The sequence below is a fragment of the Thioalkalivibrio sp. ALJ1 genome (assembly GCF_000745395.1).
Classification (GTDB): Bacteria; Pseudomonadota; Gammaproteobacteria; order Ectothiorhodospirales; family Ectothiorhodospiraceae; genus Thioalkalivibrio.
Map to the genome: position 1 here is coordinate 1 of NZ_KN050684.1, position 16774 is coordinate 16774.

Below are 16774 nucleotides of genomic sequence, written 5' to 3' on the forward strand. Positions count from 1 at the left end.
AATCCATCAGAAACGGGCGGGTAGAACCACTACCCGCTACGCGACGCGCCTTGTCTCGGAAAACCTGGGGTACCAACGCGAGTGTGTACATTAATCAGTGTTTCCTTAACGCGGTGTCGACGATGCGTCGTCCACCGTGGTTCCCGAATGGTGATCGCGAATACGAACGGTGCCCAGTTCCGCACCGAACTCCTGACCCAAGGCCTGCACCACTGGGTCCTCGCGCATCGTCGTCTCGGCGCTAGCCTGACGTTCTGCCGAGGCGGCCGCAAGCCGCGCCGCCGGGGTCGTATCCAGGGGCTCGGACTGACTGACAATCTCCAGGCGCAGGGACTGGCCCAGGGCCTTTTCCAGTGCATCCTTCAGCCGCGTCTTGGCACGGTCCGTACAGAGCGTGCCCGGAGCCACCGCGATCACGACACGCTCGTTGTCATGCTTGCGGAGCTCGGCGTGCAGGGCGAGTTCGCGCACCGTGCCCATGGGCAGAGCCTCGGCAAACCGATGCCAGTCGAACATGCCGTCCGCCGCCATTTCCGGCGCCGGTGCATCGGGCGCTTTCGCCACAGGAGCGACCGGCGCCGCTTGGGCCTGAGCGCCATCCTCGGGCCGGGTCGCGTTGGGGCGCGGCTTCGATGGAGAAGTCTCTGGCTCGGGCTCTCTGACCTGCTCACGGGGTGGCGGCGCGGCAGCCTCATTCGAGGGTGCAGCCGAGGACGCGGCATGACTCGGGCTCGATGCGGCCCTACCAGCCGCCGCCGGATCCCGACCCGTCTGGTGGCCGCCTTCCCCTGCGGCCGGGGCAGGCTCCGGGCGGAACGCCAGCAAGCGCAGCAGCGTCATCTCAACACCCATGCGCGCATCCGGCGCATAGGGCAGATCGCGGACGCCGTGGATCAGGATCTGATAGGCCAGCTGAATCGTCTCCGGATCCACCCGGCCGGCGGCCTCATGCGCCCAGACCTGCGCCTCCTCGCCCGCCGCTGGTGGGGCTCCTGCAACCTGCTGCACTGCGACCTGATGCGCCAGCGCGGCCAACTCGTCCAGTAGACGCGACCAGTCGGGTCCCAGCGTATCCAACTCGGCTAGCCCCGCCAGCAGCGACGATCCATCCCCAGCAAACACCGCATCGAGTAGCCCCGCCAGGCGCGTGCGCGGTAGTAACCCGAGCATGTCGCAGGCGTCGGACTCGCTCAGGCGATCGCCGCCGTAGGCAATGGCCTGGTCAGTCAGGCTCAGCGCATCACGCATCGAGCCCTCGGCCGCCTCGCCCAGACGCAGCAGTGCACCCGGCTCCGCCTCTACGCCTTCGGCGGCGAGGATCTGGGTCAGGTGTTCGGCGATCATCGCCGGCGGCATCGGCTTCAGGTTGAACTGCAGACAGCGCGACAAGACGGTGACCGGCAGCTTTTGCGGGTCGGTAGTCGCCAGCAGGAACTTCACGTGTTCCGGCGGCTCCTCCAGCGTCTTCAACAAGGCGTTGAAGCTCTTCTCCGACAACATGTGCACCTCGTCGATCAGGTACACCTTGAAGCGCCCGGTCGTCGGGGCGTAGGAGACATTGTCCAGGAGTTCGCGGGTGTCATCCACCCGGGTGCGCGAGGCGGCATCCACCTCGATCAGATCCAGGTGGCGACCCTCGGCAATCTCGATGCAGGAACGGCACTCCCCGCAGGGTGTAGCGGTCACACCCGTCTCGCAGTTGAGGCAGCGGGCAAGGATACGGGCAATAGTGGTCTTGCCCACGCCACGAGTACCGGCAAACAGGTAGGCGTGATGCAGGCGATCGCCGCTCAGGGCATTGGCCAGGGCGCGCACCACGTGCGGCTGCCCGACCAGGTCCTCGAAGCGCGAGGGACGCCACTTGCGGGCCAGAACCTGGTGACTCATGCCTCCCCCGTCAGTGGAGTCTGTCGCGAACCGGGAAGCGGGGCCATCACCGCAGGAATCCGATCCGCTAGGAATAAGGTGGTGGCCCGCACCCGCCACACCCCGGCGCCCGACGCAGCTGCTACCGTTGCTCCCTTCCGGGCCTGGCGGGGTTCACAGCCTGTCGTCGCGAGGGGACTGATACGGACCACCATAACGCGGTCCGCGATTCGGGGTTTCCGAATCCGGGCGGCAAGCTTCCGCATTTCCGGCGAACGCGTCAACCTTGGAGGCCTGCATTGAAGGACAATCGCGACGATGAAGGCGGCCACCACCGTGATAGCCGTAGCCTAACAAGAGAATAGAAAACAAAAACTGGATCAATAATAAGCCAACCCTTATCTTGAGTCTCGTAGTCGGGCATCGGCCTGGCTGAACAACAATCTTCTCTCTGATTTACTGCAATCAACACTCGACATAAGGAGTACAACAAATGGAACTCGAAAACCGCGAAGGCCAGCGCATCCCGGACGTCACCTTCCGCTGCCGCAAGGACAACGACTGGAACGACGTTCACAGCAACGACCTGTTCAAGGGTCGCAATGTAATCGTGTTCGCCCTGCCGGGCGCGTTCACCCCGACCTGCTCCTCGGCCCACGTGCCGCGCTATAACGAGCTGGCCCCGGTGCTCAAGAAGCACGGCATCGACGAGATCGTCTGCATCTCGGTCAATGACGGCTTCGTGATGGAGGCCTGGCAGGCCGACCAGCAGGCCGAGCGTGTGACCTTCATCGCCGACGGTAACGGCGAGTTCACCGAGCAGATGGGCATGCTGGTCGACAAGAGCGACCTCGGCTTCGGCCACCGCTCCTGGCGCTACTCCATGCTGGTGCGCGACGGCGTGATCGAGAAGCAGTTCATCGAACCAGACGAGCCGGGCGACCCCTTCGTGGTCTCCGACGCCGACACCATGCTCGCTCATGTCGCACCGGATGCAGCCTGCCCCGAAGACGTGGTCGTCTTCACCAAGCCGGGCTGCCCCTACTGCGCCAGCGCCAAGGAGATGCTGGAGAACGCCGGTCTGGATTACGAAGAGATCATCCTGGGCCGCGACGCCAGCCTGCGCAGCCTGCGCGCCGCCACCGGCGCGATGACCGTCCCACAGGTGTTCGTGGGCGGCCACCGCATCGGCGGCTCGGACGATCTGCAGGAGTGGATCTCCCGCGAGAAGAAGGCGGCGTAAGTCGTCTGCCCCTCGGGGCGGGTTCTGTCCCGCCCCGGGTGGTCACCCGATCACTGGGTGGCCATCCGTGTCCGGATGCCGTCACACCCGGACGTCCGGACACGGATGACAGACCCTGACGACCGCACGGAATGCGGTCGTTATGTACCATTTTCACCGAACCCTTCGAGGAACCGACATGGAACACTACGACATCATCGTGATTGGCGGCGGCAGCGGCGGCCTGGCCGTGGCGGAACGTGCCGCCCCGCACGGCGCCCGCGTCGCCGTGTTCGATCCCAAGCCGCTGGGCGGCACCTGCGTGAACGAGGGCTGCGTGCCCAAGAAACTCACCTGGTACGCCGCAGAGCACATGTCGCATGCCCGCGAGGCCGGCGAATTCGGCGTGGATGTCGAGATCAAGGGCATCCGCTACGCCGAGCTGGCCAACAAGCGCCAGTCCATGCTGAAGGATCTGAACCAGTTCTGGTCCGGGCACCTGGAAAAACTGGGCGTGACCCACATCCCGGAGCGCGCCCGCCTGACCGGCAAGAACCAGGTGGTCAGCGACAGCGGCACCGAATACACCGCCAAGCGCATCGTGCTGGCGATGGGCGGCGCGCCGATCGTGCCACCACTGGAGGGCGCCGAACTGGGCGCGACCTCCGACGACTTCTTCGAATGGACCAAGCTGCCGGAATCCATCGCCGTGATCGGCGCCGGCTACATCGGCCTGGAGATGGCCGGCATGCTGCGCTCCATGGGCGTGAACACCGACGTGGTCGCCATGGAGGACCGCGTGCTGGAGATGTTCGATCCGATGATCTCGCAGGTGCTGGACCAGCACATGGAGCACCAGGGCATCGACCGCCACCTGGGCGTGAAGGTCGCCGGCCTGAGCGGCAAGCCTGGCGCAGTGACCGTCAAACTCGAAGGCGGCCAAGAGCTGGGCCCCTATGAAAAGGTCCTGTGGGCCGTCGGCCGCAAGCCGGCCACCGCCAACATGGGCCTGGAAGAGGTCAGCGTCGAGATCGCCCGCGGGGGCATCATCCCAGTCGACGAGTGGCAGGCGACCAATGTCGAGGGCATCTATGCCCTTGGCGACATCATCGGCAAGGGCCCGCTAACGCCGGTGGCAATCGCGGCCGGCCGCCGTCTGGCCGACCACTGGTACGCGCCGGAGTCCAACCCGGTGCCAGTCGACTACGACCAGATCCCGACGGTCACCTTTACCCACCCGACCGCGGGCATGGTCGGACTGACCGAACCGCAGGCCGTGGACAAGCACGGGGACACCGTCCGCATCTACGAAACGCAGTTCGGCGGCCTCAACCGCGCCTTCGCGGAGGGCGAGGTACCGCCGGTCGCGATGAAGCTGGTATGCGCCGGAGACGACGAAAAGGTGGTCGGCATCCACATGATCGGCGCGAACGTCGACGAGATGTTGCAGGGCTTTGCGGTGGCGGTCCGCATGGGCGCCACCAAGCGCGACCTGGACCTGACCATCCCGCTACACCCCACCAGCGCCGAGGAACTGGTCACCCTCAAGGAAGGCCGTCCAGGCCGCCAGAAAGGGCTTTCTAAGGCCGCCTGAAGCCCACACCACCACTCCCTGAAAGAAAATGCCGCCCCGGTGCAACGACCGGGGCGGCGTCGTTTTGTGCAGCCGATCAGGTTCTCACCCTTAAATCTGGCCTACACTTGCAGATTCAAACAATCCGCAAGGAGAGAAAACATGCTGGGATGGGCACTACTATTTCTGATTATCGCGATTGTCGCAGGCGCCCTCGGACTGAGCGGTATTGCCGGGGCCGCGACGCAAATCGCGTGGATCCTGTTCATCGTAGGGCTGATCCTGGCGGTCGTCTTCTTCATCACCGGCAGGCGCCCCCCGCTGTAGCCGACCCCCAGGCAGGCCAGGCGACCGCGCACGCAATCGCACGCTCTTGCTCAATGTGCTTTTGCGCGCGCCAACCGCCGAACATGGACGTTGCACTACGGAACCGCCCCATGCGGGCGGCCGCTCACTATATGCAGGAGCACCACCGCCCCTGCATCCCACCGCTCGGAGCTTCGCTCCCCATCGTCTCTGATCCCGCGTTGCGGCCTTGCCCGTAGACCTACCCCCAATTACGTACTGGTTTCGGAGCAATCGGGAATACCAACGCAGCCCGACCGATTGATCTGCGCCCACTGTGAAGGCCCAAACTTGAACACAAAAAACACGCCGCCCAAGCAAAGTGCCGGGGCGACGCACCCGATGAGCCTGGGGGCAACACGCAGGTTTCCCCCTTCGGCATCATGGATCGCTAGAATCTCCAGCCGACTGACGCCGTGAAGGCATCGATCTTGTAGTCACTGTCGAAATCGTAGCGTTCGTATTCGGCACGGATCAGGAACGCATTCAAGTTCACCTGCATCCCAACCCCGTAGACCGGATCGAAGCCGTCCTGGCTACGCAATGTACGCCCCTCATCTCCAAGGTTCCCACGTACGTCCGCGTCCCATTTCGCGGCCCCGACCTTCGCGAAGGCCTCTACGTAAGGCCCGATCGGCAACTTACCCAGCACACTGGCACCATAGGCGCTGGAACGAATACTCGAGTTCGCTCCATCTTCACTCCCTCGCAGCGTCACCTCACCTAGATCCGAATAGAACCCCTCGACCGCCAAGTACTGATTGAAGTTGTAGCCCACAAAACCACGCCAGACATTGTCGTCATCATCAATACTGAAGTCCGACGCGCCTGAGCCAATAAAATCAGACACCTCGTCACGGTCATTCTCCAACGATCCAAAACCTGTACCCAAGCCCATATAAAAACCGGACGTCCGATCCCGATCTTGCTGAGCTCGATCCCGATCCTGCTGAGCCAGAACAGCCTGAGATCCGAAAAGAAAAAGTGTCGACACCGCAACACTGGCAAACATATTTCGCTTCATTTATGTCTCCTGAAAAACGGGCGGTTTAATAAAATGAATGGAGCAACCACGCGCACGGTTATTCTTCACGAATAACCCATAATGGGGAAGACCTAATTATTGAACCGAATCATAAAACTTAATGGCCCTGACGACATGAATTTCAATTGTTGATCAGGCGCACATCGCCCTTAACCTAAGTTGTTCTGGAGACCCCCGCCCATAGAGGTAGCTCAACACATCGATCAGTATTTCGCTAAAACAAAAAGGCTGAGGCGCAAGTCACCATCCGCTCATGGCCACCCGCGCCCCAGCCTTGTCCTTCAGCCCTCAGGCAAACCCTGACTACCGATTAATCCATACGAACCGGGTTTCCATCCCGATACTCGTCGTAAGCTTCCTCCTCGTACTGCTCCTCGTTCTCTTCCTCTTCGCGTTCGATCTCGTCCTCCTCACGGAGATCCTCGATCCATCCGCGCGCCTCATCGCCTGACTCGTCCACTGCATCGACAGCCTCTTCGAACGCATCATCCGCCTGTTCGCCCGTATCCGTATCGGAACAACCCACCATCACCACGAGACCTACTGCGGCAACACACGCCACCACCGCTCGCGCTCCGTAGGTCTTAGGACTTTTCTTCATGGCGAACCTCTTCCATTAGTTCGTTGATCCTGGATGCAACCTTCTCTCGGCTTTCCCCGTACTTCTCGCGAATTCGGGCTGCCAACTCGTCGAGATTCCCTTCGGCCTCCATCAACTCGTCATCATTCAGACGCGCCCATTCCTGCTTCAGCCTGGCCTGGAGACGCTGGCTCCGACCCTTGATCTGATCTTTGTTCATTTTTCATTCCTTTCGTATTCAAATGCATTAAAGAATTTATAAATTTCCATCCTGCGGCCTACTGAAGATAGACTTCAGCCGGGACTCAATGTGCCGATAAAAAGGACAGAACTGAGAACTGAAACACGCTGCACGCCTAAAACCGTGCCCAACATCAAACAATCAAACGATCCATGTCTTCGATCTGGATCGTTCCATCTTTCCAATGGGCCAGGCCCGCGTGCGCTATGGACTGAAGGAACGGCTCACACGCACGGCGGAGATCCGGAGTGCACCCCAAGCACAGGTTGATTCGTAGGGAAATGCAGCTCATCGGATGGATGCTGCAACCGCGCCCGGATCTCGAGGAGGAAGTGCGCCAGGCGAGCGCATTGATCAACCCGCACGAGGATGCAACGGTCCGGTGTTGGTACCAGGATCTCCTTGAGTTCGGGTTACGCTAGGGAGACGTGTCACGCATCGAAACACTGGGTGTTACGATGCGTAACGTCTATCAGGAAGGTCTCTCAGGCAAGCGACTGATTCCCAAACTTGAAGATTGATGGCGTGCTTTTTGCATCGGGCGAACAAGTTTCTTGAACCCGTTCACCTTGGGATGCCGCACCGCCATGGCCGACGCGCTCGACAGCACCCGGGAATTCCTCGGCGCTCATGCTCCGTTCGACCAGCTCGAAGCGGACGCGCTGGAGTTCCTGCTCCCACGCCTGGAGAGCCGCTTTTACGCGCGCGGCGCACGTATTACCGATCCCGAGGGCGGTCCGGCCCAACGCTTCCATATCATTCGCCAGGGCCGCATCCGGGGCGAATCGCCCAGTGAGGACGAACAGCTTTCCGGCAAGGCCTGGGAGTTGATCCCTGGCGAGTGCTTCCCGATCGGCGCTCTGCTGGGCCGCCGGGCGGTACACACCGTTCATCGGGCGGCGGAAGACACCGTCTGCCTGGAGCTGAGCCTGGAGGATTTCGACCGTCTGCGCGGGCGTTCCCGGGTGTTCAATGACTTCTGCACCCGACGCCTCGCGAACCTGCTGGACCGCCTGCAACAGGGCATGGACACCCTGTCTGCTCGCGACAGCGGTGCCGGCCAGCTGAACACACCGCTCGCGTTGCGCATTGCGCGAGGCCCCGTGGTCTGCCGCCCGGACACCCATCTGCGGGATGTTCTGACGCAGATGCGCGACGAGCGCGTCGGCTCCGTGGTCGCAACCGACGACCAGCAACGTCCGGTCGGCATCTTCACCCTGCACGACCTGCTCTCTCGGGTCGCACTGGCCGATGTCGACCTGGATACGCCCGTGCAGGCGGTCATGACCCCCGACCCGGTGGCGCTGGAGGAAAGCACGCCCGGCTTCGAAGGTATCGAGGCGATGACCGAACACGGGATGACGCACCTGTGCGTAGTGCGCGACGGGCGGTTGGTCGGCGTGCTGGGCGAACGCGACCTGTTGACCAGCCAACCACTGACGCTGGACGGGCTGGTGCGCGAGATCCGCCGAGCGGACAGCGTCGCCGCGATTGCCGAACGCCTGCGCCAAGTGCCACGGCTGATCGAATCCATCGTCGGGCAGGGGGCCGAGGCCGATCAGGTCCTGCGTCTGATCACGCGTCTGAACGAGCACGCGACTCGCCGCGTGCTGGCCCTGCTGCGTCCCGAGCATGAGGCCATCGAGGGCATCGAGTTCACCTGGCTGGCGTTCGGCTCTCAGGCCCGTGAGGAACAGGCCCTGGTGACCGACCAGGACAACGGCATCCTGTTCGACGCGGAAGCCGATGACGCCGACGCCATCCGCGAGCGGCTGCTGCCCTACGCCAAGGCGGTGAATCAGGCGCTGGCCGAATGCGGTTTCACGCTATGCCCAGGCAACATCATGGCGGGCAACCCGGAATGCTGCCTGAGCGGCGAGGAGTGGGATCAGCGTTTCACCCGCTGGATCGAGCAAGGTACCCCGGAGCATCTGCTGAAGAGCAGCATCTTCTTCGATCTTCGTGCGGTAGACGGCAACACGGGGCCGGTCGAGGCCCTGCGCACCCGCCTGCTGCAAAAGACTGCCTTCAACAGTCGCTTCCGCCGCCAGATGGCCGCCAATCAACAGATGTTCCGCCCACCCCTGGGCCTGTTCGGAGAGATCAAGAGCGGCGCCAAGGGTATCGACATCAAGAAACAGGGCCTGACGCCGTTCGTGGATGGCGCGCGGGTCATCGCACTGGCCGCCGAGCTACCGGCCACCCGCACCCACGACCGCCTGGACCAGGCGGTCACCGCCGAAGTCATGCGCGAGGGCGACGCACGCGATTACCACGCCGCCCTGCGCTATCTGCAGATGTTGCGCCTGCGGGCCCAGCAGAAGGCCATGCGCGAAGGGCGCGACGACGACAACCGAATCCGGCCGGAGGAACTGGGCACTCTTGAGGGACGCATCCTCAAGGAGTCCTTCCGGCAGGCTCGCAAGCTGCAAGGCCAGCTTGAAGTGCAGTACCAGCTGTGACGAATCGCATAGACGAGTCACGGCGAACAATAAAACCTATGAGAGGAGCAACGTTATGTCACAAGAAGACCTGAGCCGGCAGGCCTACTGGCGCGCGCACCTGCGCCTGTTGGCAATCTGCCTCGCCGTCTGGTTTCTCGTGTCCTTTGGGCTGGGGATCATTCTGGCCGCGCCGCTGAACGCATTCTCAATCGGCGGCTACCCACTGGGCTTCTGGTTTGCTCAGCAGGGCGCGATCTACACCTTCATCGCCGTGATCTTCGTTTATGCCTGGCGCATGAACGTCCTGGATCGCAAGTTCAACGTCCACGAGGAGTAAGACTGTCATGGATCAACAGCTTCTAAGTCTGCTCGTGGTCGGGGCGACATTCGCCCTGTACATCGGCATCGCCATCTGGGCGCGGGCCGGTTCGACCAGCGAGTTCTACGTTGCCGGACGCGGCATCAACCCAGTCGCCAACGGCATGGCCACGGCCGCGGACTGGATGTCCGCTGCTTCGTTCATTTCCATGGCCGGCCTGATCGCCTTCCTCGGTTTCACCGGGGGTGCCTACCTGATGGGCTGGACCGGCGGCTACGTGCTGATGGCCCTGCTGCTGGCGCCGTACCTGCGCAAGTTCGGGAAGTTCACGGTGCCGGAGTTTATCGGTGATCGGTTCTACTCGAAGGTCGCGCGTGTGGTCGCGGTGATCTCGCTGCTGGCCATGTCCATCACGTACGTGATCGGGCAGATGCGCGGTGTGGGGATCGCGTTCTCCAACATCCTCGAAGTGCCGCTGGCCATCGGTCTGATGTCGGGTATGGCGGTGGTGTTCATCTACGCGGTGCTCGGCGGGATGAAGGGGATTACCTACACCCAGATCGCGCAGTACGTGATCATGATCTTCGCCTACACGGTGCCGGCGGTCTTCATCTCGCTGACGCTCACCGGCCAGGTGTTCCCGCAGATCGGCCTGGGTTCCACCCTGCAGGGTCAGGACACCTACCTGCTGGAGGCCCTGGACCAGACCATGGTGGATCTTGGCTTCACCATGTACTCGGCCACCGAGGGCGGCATGAGCATGCTCAACATGTTCCTGCTGACGATGGCGCTGATGATCGGTACCGCCGGTCTGCCGCACGTGATCATCCGGTTCTTTACCGTGCCGCGTGTGCGCGATGCGCGTAAGTCCGCCGGCTGGGCGCTGGTCTTCATCGGCATCCTCTACACCACCGCCCCGGCGGTCGGTGCGATGGCAATCTGGAACCTGGTCAACACCGTGCATCCGGGCGAGATCGGCACCGAGGAAGGCCACCTGGCCTACGAGGACAAGCCGGCCTGGATGGAGCGCTGGGAACAGACCGGTCTGCTCGCGTTCGAGGACAAGAACGAAGACGGTGTCATCCAGTACTACAACGAGGACAACGAAGAGTTCGCCGCGATGGCGGAAGAGGAATACGGCTGGGCCGGTTCCGAGATCGTGACCCTCGACCGCGACATCATGGTGCTGGCCAACCCCGAGATCGCCGGGCTTCCGGGCTGGGTGATCGCGCTGGTTGCAGCCGGTGGTATCGCGGCGGCCCTGTCGACCGCGGCCGGGTTGTTGTTGGCGATCTCGTCATCCATCTCGCATGACTTGCTGAAGGGGGTCTTCATGCCCCGAATCAGTGAGAAAAACGAGTTGCTGGCGGGACGTATCGCCATGGCAGGTGCCATCCTGTTCGCTGGCTACCTGGGGTTAAATCCACCAGGCTTCGCAGCCGAGGTGGTCGCACTCGCCTTCGGTCTCGCCGCGGCGTCGCTCTTCCCGACCCTGATGATGGGCATCTTCATGAAGAAGATGAACAAGGAAGGCGCAATCGCCGGCATGCTGGTCGGTCTGGGTACCACCCTGCTGTACATCTTCACGTACAAGGGTTGGTTCTTCTTCTCCGGCACCGCCATGCTCCCGGATAACCCGGACGGCTGGCTGCTGGGTGTAAACCCGACCGGCTTCGGCGCCATCGGCGCGGTGTTTAACTTCGTCACGGCCTACATTGTGATGAAGATGACCAAGGAGCCGCCGCAGGACATCCAGGATCTGGTGGAAAGCGTGCGCGTACCGCGTACCGAGAGCTGATGGACGACCCCTTCATGCCAGGCTTCAACGGCATGAAGGGGTCCCCACCACCATGACTGGATGGACATTCAGTTGTACCAACGACGGGGTCGGCTCGGGATTTCCTAGCCGACCCTTTCTGTCTCCGAGGCTTCTAACCGTCTCGGGGACAACCGGCAATCGATCACGCTATGGTCGGTTGCCGGTTGTCCCGACCCTCAACCCTCCCATACGGACCTCGCATGAACGGTGAACTCGAAGAGATCCGCGAGTTTCTCGATCGCTGCCCGGACCTGGCCACCTTGCCGGAGGCCAGCCGAGGCGCACTGGTGCGTCGGCTCGTCCTGCGCTACCTGCGCCAAGGCAGCGACTTTCCGCCGGAGGCCGAGCCGGGGCTGTGGATCGTACGCACCGGCACAGTGGAGATCCGTGACGAGCGCGACACCCTGCGCGACCGCCTCGGCGAGGGCGATGCCGCCCACATCCCCGATGCCCCGAACAACGCCGTGGGCACGGTCACCGAGGACGCACTGATCTATCACCTGCCGCGTGATCGCGCTCGTGAACTGGCCGCGCAGGATGGTGCCATCGCCGAGTATCTCGCCGACGATGCGCCACGCCCCCTCAACGCGCGCCGCGATACGGCAGGGACCGGCGGCGACCGCAGCCTGCTCACCACTCCAGTGCGGGCGCTGATGAGCGCGGATCCGGTACTGGGTGTCACCACCCTTAGCCTGCGCGACGCCGCGCGCCTGATGGACCGCGCCGACATCTCGGCCCTGCTGCTGCACACCCCGGACCGCCCGCGCGAGCCTTGCGGCATCCTCACGGACACCGACCTGCGCCGCGCACTCGCCCGAGGCGAGGATCCGCAACGGCCCGCGGGCGAATGCATGGCCTCTCCGCTAACCACCGTGACTCGCGGCACCCCGGCGTTCGAGGCCTTGCTGCTGATGGCCCGGCATGACATCCACCACCTACCCGTGGTCGACGATCAGGGCTCGGCACTGGCCGGCATCCTCTCCAGTACGGACCTGATCCGCCACCAGGGCACCAGTGCCGTCTACCTGGTCCGCGACCTGCGTCGGGCCGATGACCTTGCCGCCCTCAAGAACGTCATGCAGGCCCTGCCCCAGCTTCAAGTCCAGCTCGTAGAGGCCGGTGCGGATGCCACCCAGATCACCCAGACCATCACCACGGTGATCGACACCCTGACTCAGCGCCTGATTGAGCTGTTTGAGCGTGATCATGGCTCCGCCCCCTGCGGCTACGCCTGGCTCGCCAGCGGCAGCCAGGGGCGCCTGGAACAGACGGTATTCACCGACCAGGACACCGCTCTCATCATCGCCGACGATGCGCCGCCTGGGGCCGACGACTGGTTCGCCCAGCTCGCCGGGCACGTCACCTCGGGTCTGGACGCCTGCGGCATTCGGGCCTGCCCCGGTGATGTCGACCCGACCCACCCGGACTGGCGCCGCCCGGCCGCCGACTGGGCGCGGGAGATTGAGCGCGTCCTGCACCACCCGGCTCCACGCGACGCCATGCTCGCGACCCATTACCTTGATATGCGCGTAATCCACGGCGAGACGGACCTGTACGAACCCCTGCGTCGGCGCGCCCTGGAGGCGGGTCAACGTCACGAAGCCCTGCTGACCGCCCTGGCCGATCAGGCCCGCGACCTCCCCACCCCACTTGGCTTCTTCCGCCAGTTCGTATTGGAAGACAGCGGCGAACACGCCGACACCCTGGACCTGAAGATGCGCGGCCTGCTGCCGATCGTCGCCATGGCCCGGGTATTTGCCCTGAACGCCGGCAGCCGGGCGCACGGCACGGTGGATCGCCTGCGCGCAGCGACCCGCGCCGGGGTCATCGGCGAGGCCACTGCCGACAACCTCATCGATGCCTGGCACTACATCGCCGGGCTGCGGGCGCGCCACCAGGCCGCCCAGATCCGCAGCGGCGTGGCACCGGACAACGCGCTGGACCCGACACAACTGTCCACCCTGGAACGCAGCCACTTGAAGACCGCCTTCCGTCTGGTGAGCGATGCGCGCAAGACGACGCTGGCCAACGCCGAACGGGTTCACGGCTAATGCATCCGCCCATCTGATGGAATGCCACCTGCACAACAACGACTGGCTGCGTCCACCCGGTCACTGGCGCTTCTGCCACAAGCGCCGCCAAGCAGCCCACCAGGCACCACCCGGCGCACTGCGCGATTGCATGGAGACCCCGCTGCCCAATGCCCGGCAGCCGGTCGGGACGGCGCGCTTCCTGGCAGTGGACCTGGAAACGACCGGCCTGGATCCAGAACGCGACCGCATACTCAGCCTCGGCTGGGTGGCGCTGGAGGGCCCACGCATTGATCTGGCGACCGCCGACCAGCGGCTGGTGCGCGCCGAGGGCCTGGTACCCGAGGCCAGCGCAGTCATCCACCGCATCACTGATCAACAGGCGGCCGGGGGCGTGGCACTGGACGAGGCCCTGGAGGCCCTGTTCCAGGCGCTCGCGGGCCACATCATGGTGGCGCATCACGCGGCCCTGGAAATCGGTTTCCTGGAACAGGCCTGCCAGCGGCTGTACGGCGTGCGCCCGCCGCTCGCCATCGTGGATACGCTGCGCCTGGCAGAGACGGCCCTGCGTCGCGCCGGACAGCCCATCCCGGCGCACGGGCTGCGGCTGCACACCCTGCGGGCACGCTACAACCTTCCGGCCTACCGGGCCCACGACGCGCTGTTCGACGCGATCGCTGCGGGCGAGCTATTCGCCGCGCTGCTGAGTCGCCAATCACCGGACGGAGACCTGCCACTCGGGCGCGTCCTGTTCCGTCCTGCGTGGCTCTGGTGAGCGCGGCCAATCGCCCGCTCGCATGCTATCCTCGCACCCACCAACGGAGGTGCCCATCCGGCATCCCGCCAACGAATACAAAAAACCGTTCTGGAGGCCCTGATGAGTGACAACATCGAGTCCACCCTCACCGAGACGCGCCACTTTGCGCCGCCGGCGGAGTTCACCGAAAACGCCCGCCTGAAGCCGGAGGACCTCGAAGCCCTGCACAAAAAGGCCGCCGCCGACTACGAGGGCTTCTGGTGCGACCTCGCGCGCGAGAAGATCGACTGGCAGACGGAGTTTACCGAGGGCCTCGACGAGTCAAACGCGCCGCGTTACAAGTGGTTCGCCGACGGGCGCATGAACGTGTCCTACAACTGCATCGACCGCCACCTGGAGGTACGCGGAGACAAGACCGCGATCATCTTCGAGGCGGAGAACGGCCAGACCCGCAAACTGACCTACCGCGACCTCTACAACGAGGTCGGCAAGCTCGCCAACGCACTCAAGACTATGGGCATGGAGAAAGGCGACCGGGTCGTCATCTACATGCCGATGAACGCCGAGGCGGTGATCGCGATGCAGGCCTGCGCCCGCATCGGTGCGATCCACTCGGTGGTGTTCGGTGGCTTCTCCGCCGATGCGCTGCGCGACCGGATTGTGGACTCCGGTGCCAAGCTGGTGATCACCGCCGACGGCGGCGAGCGCGGCGGCAAGGTCGTGGGGCTCAAAGCCAACGTCGACAAGGCCCTGGACTCCAACCCTGGCGATGTGGAGAAGGTCGTGGTCTGCAAGCGCGCCGGCAACGACGTCTCCATGCGGGACGAGCGTGACGTCTGGTGGGAGGATGCGGTGGACGGCGAGTCCGTCGACTGCGAGCCGGAGTGGGTGGAATCCGAACACCCGCTGTTCCTGCTCTACACCTCCGGCTCCACCGGCAAGCCCAAGGGTATTCAGCACTCCAGCGCCGGCTACCTGCTGGGGGCCATCATCACCAACCAGTGGGTATTCGACCTGCAGGGCGACGATGTCTACTGGTGCACCGCGGATGTCGGCTGGATCACCGGCCACACGTACGTCGCCTATGGTCCGCTGGCCGTCGGTGCCACCCAGGTCATCTACGAAGGCACCCCGACCGTCCCCGACGCCGGGCGCTGGTGGAAGATGTGCCAGGACCACGGCGTAACCGTGTTCTACACCGCCCCCACCGCGATCCGCGCGCTGATGAAGGCCGGCCCGGACCTGCCGAAACAGTACGACCTGTCCAAGCTGCGCCTGCTGGGCACGGTCGGCGAGCCGATCAACCCCGAGGCCTGGATGTGGTACTACACCGCTGTCGGCCAGGAACGCTGCCCGATCGTCGATACCTGGTGGCAGACCGAAACCGGCGCCAACATGATCGCCCCGATCCCCGGCGCGACCACGCTGGTCCCCGGCTCCTGCACCCAGCCACTGCCGGGTGTCGAGGCCGACGTGGTTGACGAGAACGGCAACAGCCTGCCGGCGGACCAGGGCGGCTACCTCGTAATCAAGAAGCCGTGGCCGCACATGCTGCGTACCATCTGGGGCGACGACCAGCGCTACAAGGACACCTACTACCCGAAGTTCGACGGCAAGTACTACCTGGCCGGCGACTCCGCCCGCCGCGACGCGGAAGGCAACTTCTGGATCATGGGCCGCATCGACGACGTGCTGAACGTCTCCGGCCACCGCATGGGCACCATGGAGGTCGAATCCGCCCTGGTCGCGCACAAGGAGGTCGCCGAGGCCGCCGTGGTCGGCCGCCCGCACGACGTGAAGGGCGAGGCCATCGTCGCCTTCGTGATCCTGCAGGGCGACCGCCTGACTGGTAACGAGGCCGAGGAGATGGTCAAGGAACTGCGCAACTGGGTTTCCGACCAGATCGGCCCGATCGCCAAGCCGGACGACATCCGTTTTGCCGACGGCCTGCCCAAGACCCGCTCCGGCAAGATCATGCGCCGCCTGCTGCGCTCCATCGCCAAGGGCGAGGAAATCACCTCCGACACCTCCACACTGGAGAACGAGGCCGTGATCCCGCAGCTCCAGGGCAAGGCCTGAGCCCCGGGCCGAGGGCCCACGCCCCGGCCCTGTTGTTCCCGTAGGAGGTCAGCCCCCTGGCCGATAGGGCGCCGGATCGGCCCTCATCGGCCAGGGGGCTGGCCTCCTACCATTCCGGGGTATCATTCGTCACCACAAGCCCTTACCCATATCGACACACCCCAGGCCGCCCTTACCCATGAGCCCCCTCCCCGTCATTGCGGGGAGCGCAGCGACACGGCAACCACCCCCTCCCCGTCATTGCGAGGAGGCGAAGCCGACGTGGCAATCTCCATCCAGAACCACCGGGGGTGAAAATGCCGCCGTGCCAGCGTTCAGAGGTTGCTTCGTCGCTGCGCTCCTCGCAATGACGGGGAGGAGGGCTCCGCCTCCTCGCAATGACAGGAAGGAGGGGTATCATTTGTAAACACGCCCTTCCCGTACCCGTATCGGCAAACCCCAGGCCAGTCCCCGC

General features: G+C 64.1%; 13 protein-coding genes and 1 other RNA gene. 9 read left to right on the forward strand and 5 right to left on the reverse strand.

Annotated features, from left to right (window positions below):
• Positions 1–105 precede the first annotated feature (105 nt).
• Entirely contained in the window at positions 106–1887 is a 1782-nt protein-coding gene (gene dnaX / locus F462_RS02390; protein WP_038051328.1) for a DNA polymerase III subunit gamma/tau, read from the reverse strand.
• 86 nt (positions 1888–1973) lie between these two features.
• Positions 1974–2070, reverse strand: an RNA gene (gene ffs, locus F462_RS13115) — signal recognition particle sRNA small type.
• 289 nt (positions 2071–2359) lie between these two features.
• Here ffs and F462_RS02395 point away from each other — a divergent pair.
• From F462_RS02395 to F462_RS13120, 3 genes are all read left to right on the forward strand, one after another.
• Positions 2360–3109, forward strand: coding sequence for a glutathione peroxidase (locus tag F462_RS02395; RefSeq protein WP_038051330.1), 750 nt, complete (start codon positions 2360–2362; stop codon positions 3107–3109).
• Positions 3110–3287: 178 nt separating this feature from the next.
• Positions 3288–4682: a glutathione-disulfide reductase gene (gorA, locus tag F462_RS02400; RefSeq protein ID WP_038051334.1), complete on the forward strand. Its 1395-nt coding sequence runs from the start codon at positions 3288–3290 to the stop codon at positions 4680–4682.
• Between the two features lie 141 nt (positions 4683–4823).
• Positions 4824–4988 carry a DUF1328 domain-containing protein gene (locus F462_RS13120; RefSeq protein ID WP_038051336.1) on the forward strand — a complete coding sequence of 55 codons (165 nt, stop codon included), beginning with the start codon at positions 4824–4826 and terminating at the stop codon, positions 4986–4988.
• A 409-nt stretch (positions 4989–5397) separates the two neighbouring features.
• Here the strand turns inward: F462_RS13120 and F462_RS02410 are convergent, their stop codons facing one another.
• The 3 genes from F462_RS02410 to F462_RS02420 all read right to left on the reverse strand — a co-directional run bounded on the left by F462_RS02410 (position 5398) and on the right by F462_RS02420 (position 6851).
• Positions 5398–6030, reverse strand: coding sequence for a porin family protein (locus tag F462_RS02410; RefSeq protein WP_038051338.1), 633 nt, complete (start codon positions 6028–6030; stop codon positions 5398–5400).
• A gap of 331 nt (positions 6031–6361) precedes the next feature.
• Positions 6362–6652: a hypothetical protein gene (locus tag F462_RS02415; RefSeq protein WP_081911349.1), complete on the reverse strand. Its 291-nt coding sequence runs from the start codon at positions 6650–6652 to the stop codon at positions 6362–6364.
• A complete protein-coding gene (locus F462_RS02420; RefSeq protein ID WP_038051339.1) occupies positions 6636–6851 on the reverse strand; it encodes a CsbD family protein in 216 nt (71 codons plus the stop codon). The genes F462_RS02415 and F462_RS02420 overlap by 17 nt, the downstream gene beginning before the upstream one ends.
• A 608-nt stretch (positions 6852–7459) precedes the next feature.
• Between F462_RS02420 and F462_RS02425 the strand changes: the two genes are divergently transcribed.
• From F462_RS02425 to acs, 6 genes are all read left to right on the forward strand, one after another.
• Positions 7460–9334: a DUF294 nucleotidyltransferase-like domain-containing protein gene (locus tag F462_RS02425; RefSeq protein WP_038051341.1), complete on the forward strand. Its 1875-nt coding sequence runs from the start codon at positions 7460–7462 to the stop codon at positions 9332–9334.
• Positions 9335–9389: 55 nt separating this feature from the next.
• Positions 9390–9653 (forward strand): DUF4212 domain-containing protein, encoded by a 264-nt coding sequence (locus F462_RS02430; RefSeq protein ID WP_018141740.1) that lies wholly within the window; start codon positions 9390–9392, stop codon positions 9651–9653.
• A 7-nt stretch (positions 9654–9660) separates the two neighbouring features.
• Positions 9661–11433: a sodium:solute symporter family protein gene (locus F462_RS02435; protein WP_038051343.1), complete on the forward strand. Its 1773-nt coding sequence runs from the start codon at positions 9661–9663 to the stop codon at positions 11431–11433.
• Between the two features lie 221 nt (positions 11434–11654).
• Positions 11655–13505 (forward strand): putative nucleotidyltransferase substrate binding domain-containing protein, encoded by a 1851-nt coding sequence (locus F462_RS02440; RefSeq protein WP_038051346.1) that lies wholly within the window; start codon positions 11655–11657, stop codon positions 13503–13505.
• Positions 13506–13647: 142 nt separating this feature from the next.
• Entirely contained in the window at positions 13648–14259 is a 612-nt protein-coding gene (locus tag F462_RS02445) for a 3'-5' exonuclease (protein ID WP_208854150.1), read from the forward strand.
• A 102-nt stretch (positions 14260–14361) separates the two neighbouring features.
• Positions 14362–16320 (forward strand): acetate--CoA ligase, encoded by a 1959-nt coding sequence (acs, locus tag F462_RS02450; RefSeq protein ID WP_038051350.1) that lies wholly within the window; start codon positions 14362–14364, stop codon positions 16318–16320.
• Positions 16321–16774: the final 454 nt, after the last annotated feature.

Bases quoted from the DNA above. Each gene is read 5' to 3' on its own strand.
- dnaX (WP_038051328.1), bottom strand. From the start codon at position 1,887: ATGAGTCACCAGGTTCTGGCCCGCAAGTGGCGTCCCTCGCGCTTCGAG.
- F462_RS02395 (WP_038051330.1), top strand. From the start codon at position 2,360: ATGGAACTCGAAAACCGCGAAGGCCAGCGCATCCCGGACGTCACCTTC.
- gorA (WP_038051334.1), top strand. From the start codon at position 3,288: ATGGAACACTACGACATCATCGTGATTGGCGGCGGCAGCGGCGGCCTG.
- F462_RS13120 (WP_038051336.1), top strand. From the start codon at position 4,824: ATGCTGGGATGGGCACTACTATTTCTGATTATCGCGATTGTCGCAGGC.
- F462_RS02410 (WP_038051338.1), bottom strand. From the start codon at position 6,030: ATGAAGCGAAATATGTTTGCCAGTGTTGCGGTGTCGACACTTTTTCTT.
- F462_RS02415 (WP_081911349.1), bottom strand. From the start codon at position 6,652: ATGAAGAAAAGTCCTAAGACCTACGGAGCGCGAGCGGTGGTGGCGTGT.
- F462_RS02420 (WP_038051339.1), bottom strand. From the start codon at position 6,851: ATGAACAAAGATCAGATCAAGGGTCGGAGCCAGCGTCTCCAGGCCAGG.
- F462_RS02425 (WP_038051341.1), top strand. From the start codon at position 7,460: ATGGCCGACGCGCTCGACAGCACCCGGGAATTCCTCGGCGCTCATGCT.
- F462_RS02430 (WP_018141740.1), top strand. From the start codon at position 9,390: ATGTCACAAGAAGACCTGAGCCGGCAGGCCTACTGGCGCGCGCACCTG.
- F462_RS02435 (WP_038051343.1), top strand. From the start codon at position 9,661: ATGGATCAACAGCTTCTAAGTCTGCTCGTGGTCGGGGCGACATTCGCC.
- F462_RS02440 (WP_038051346.1), top strand. From the start codon at position 11,655: ATGAACGGTGAACTCGAAGAGATCCGCGAGTTTCTCGATCGCTGCCCG.
- acs (WP_038051350.1), top strand. From the start codon at position 14,362: ATGAGTGACAACATCGAGTCCACCCTCACCGAGACGCGCCACTTTGCG.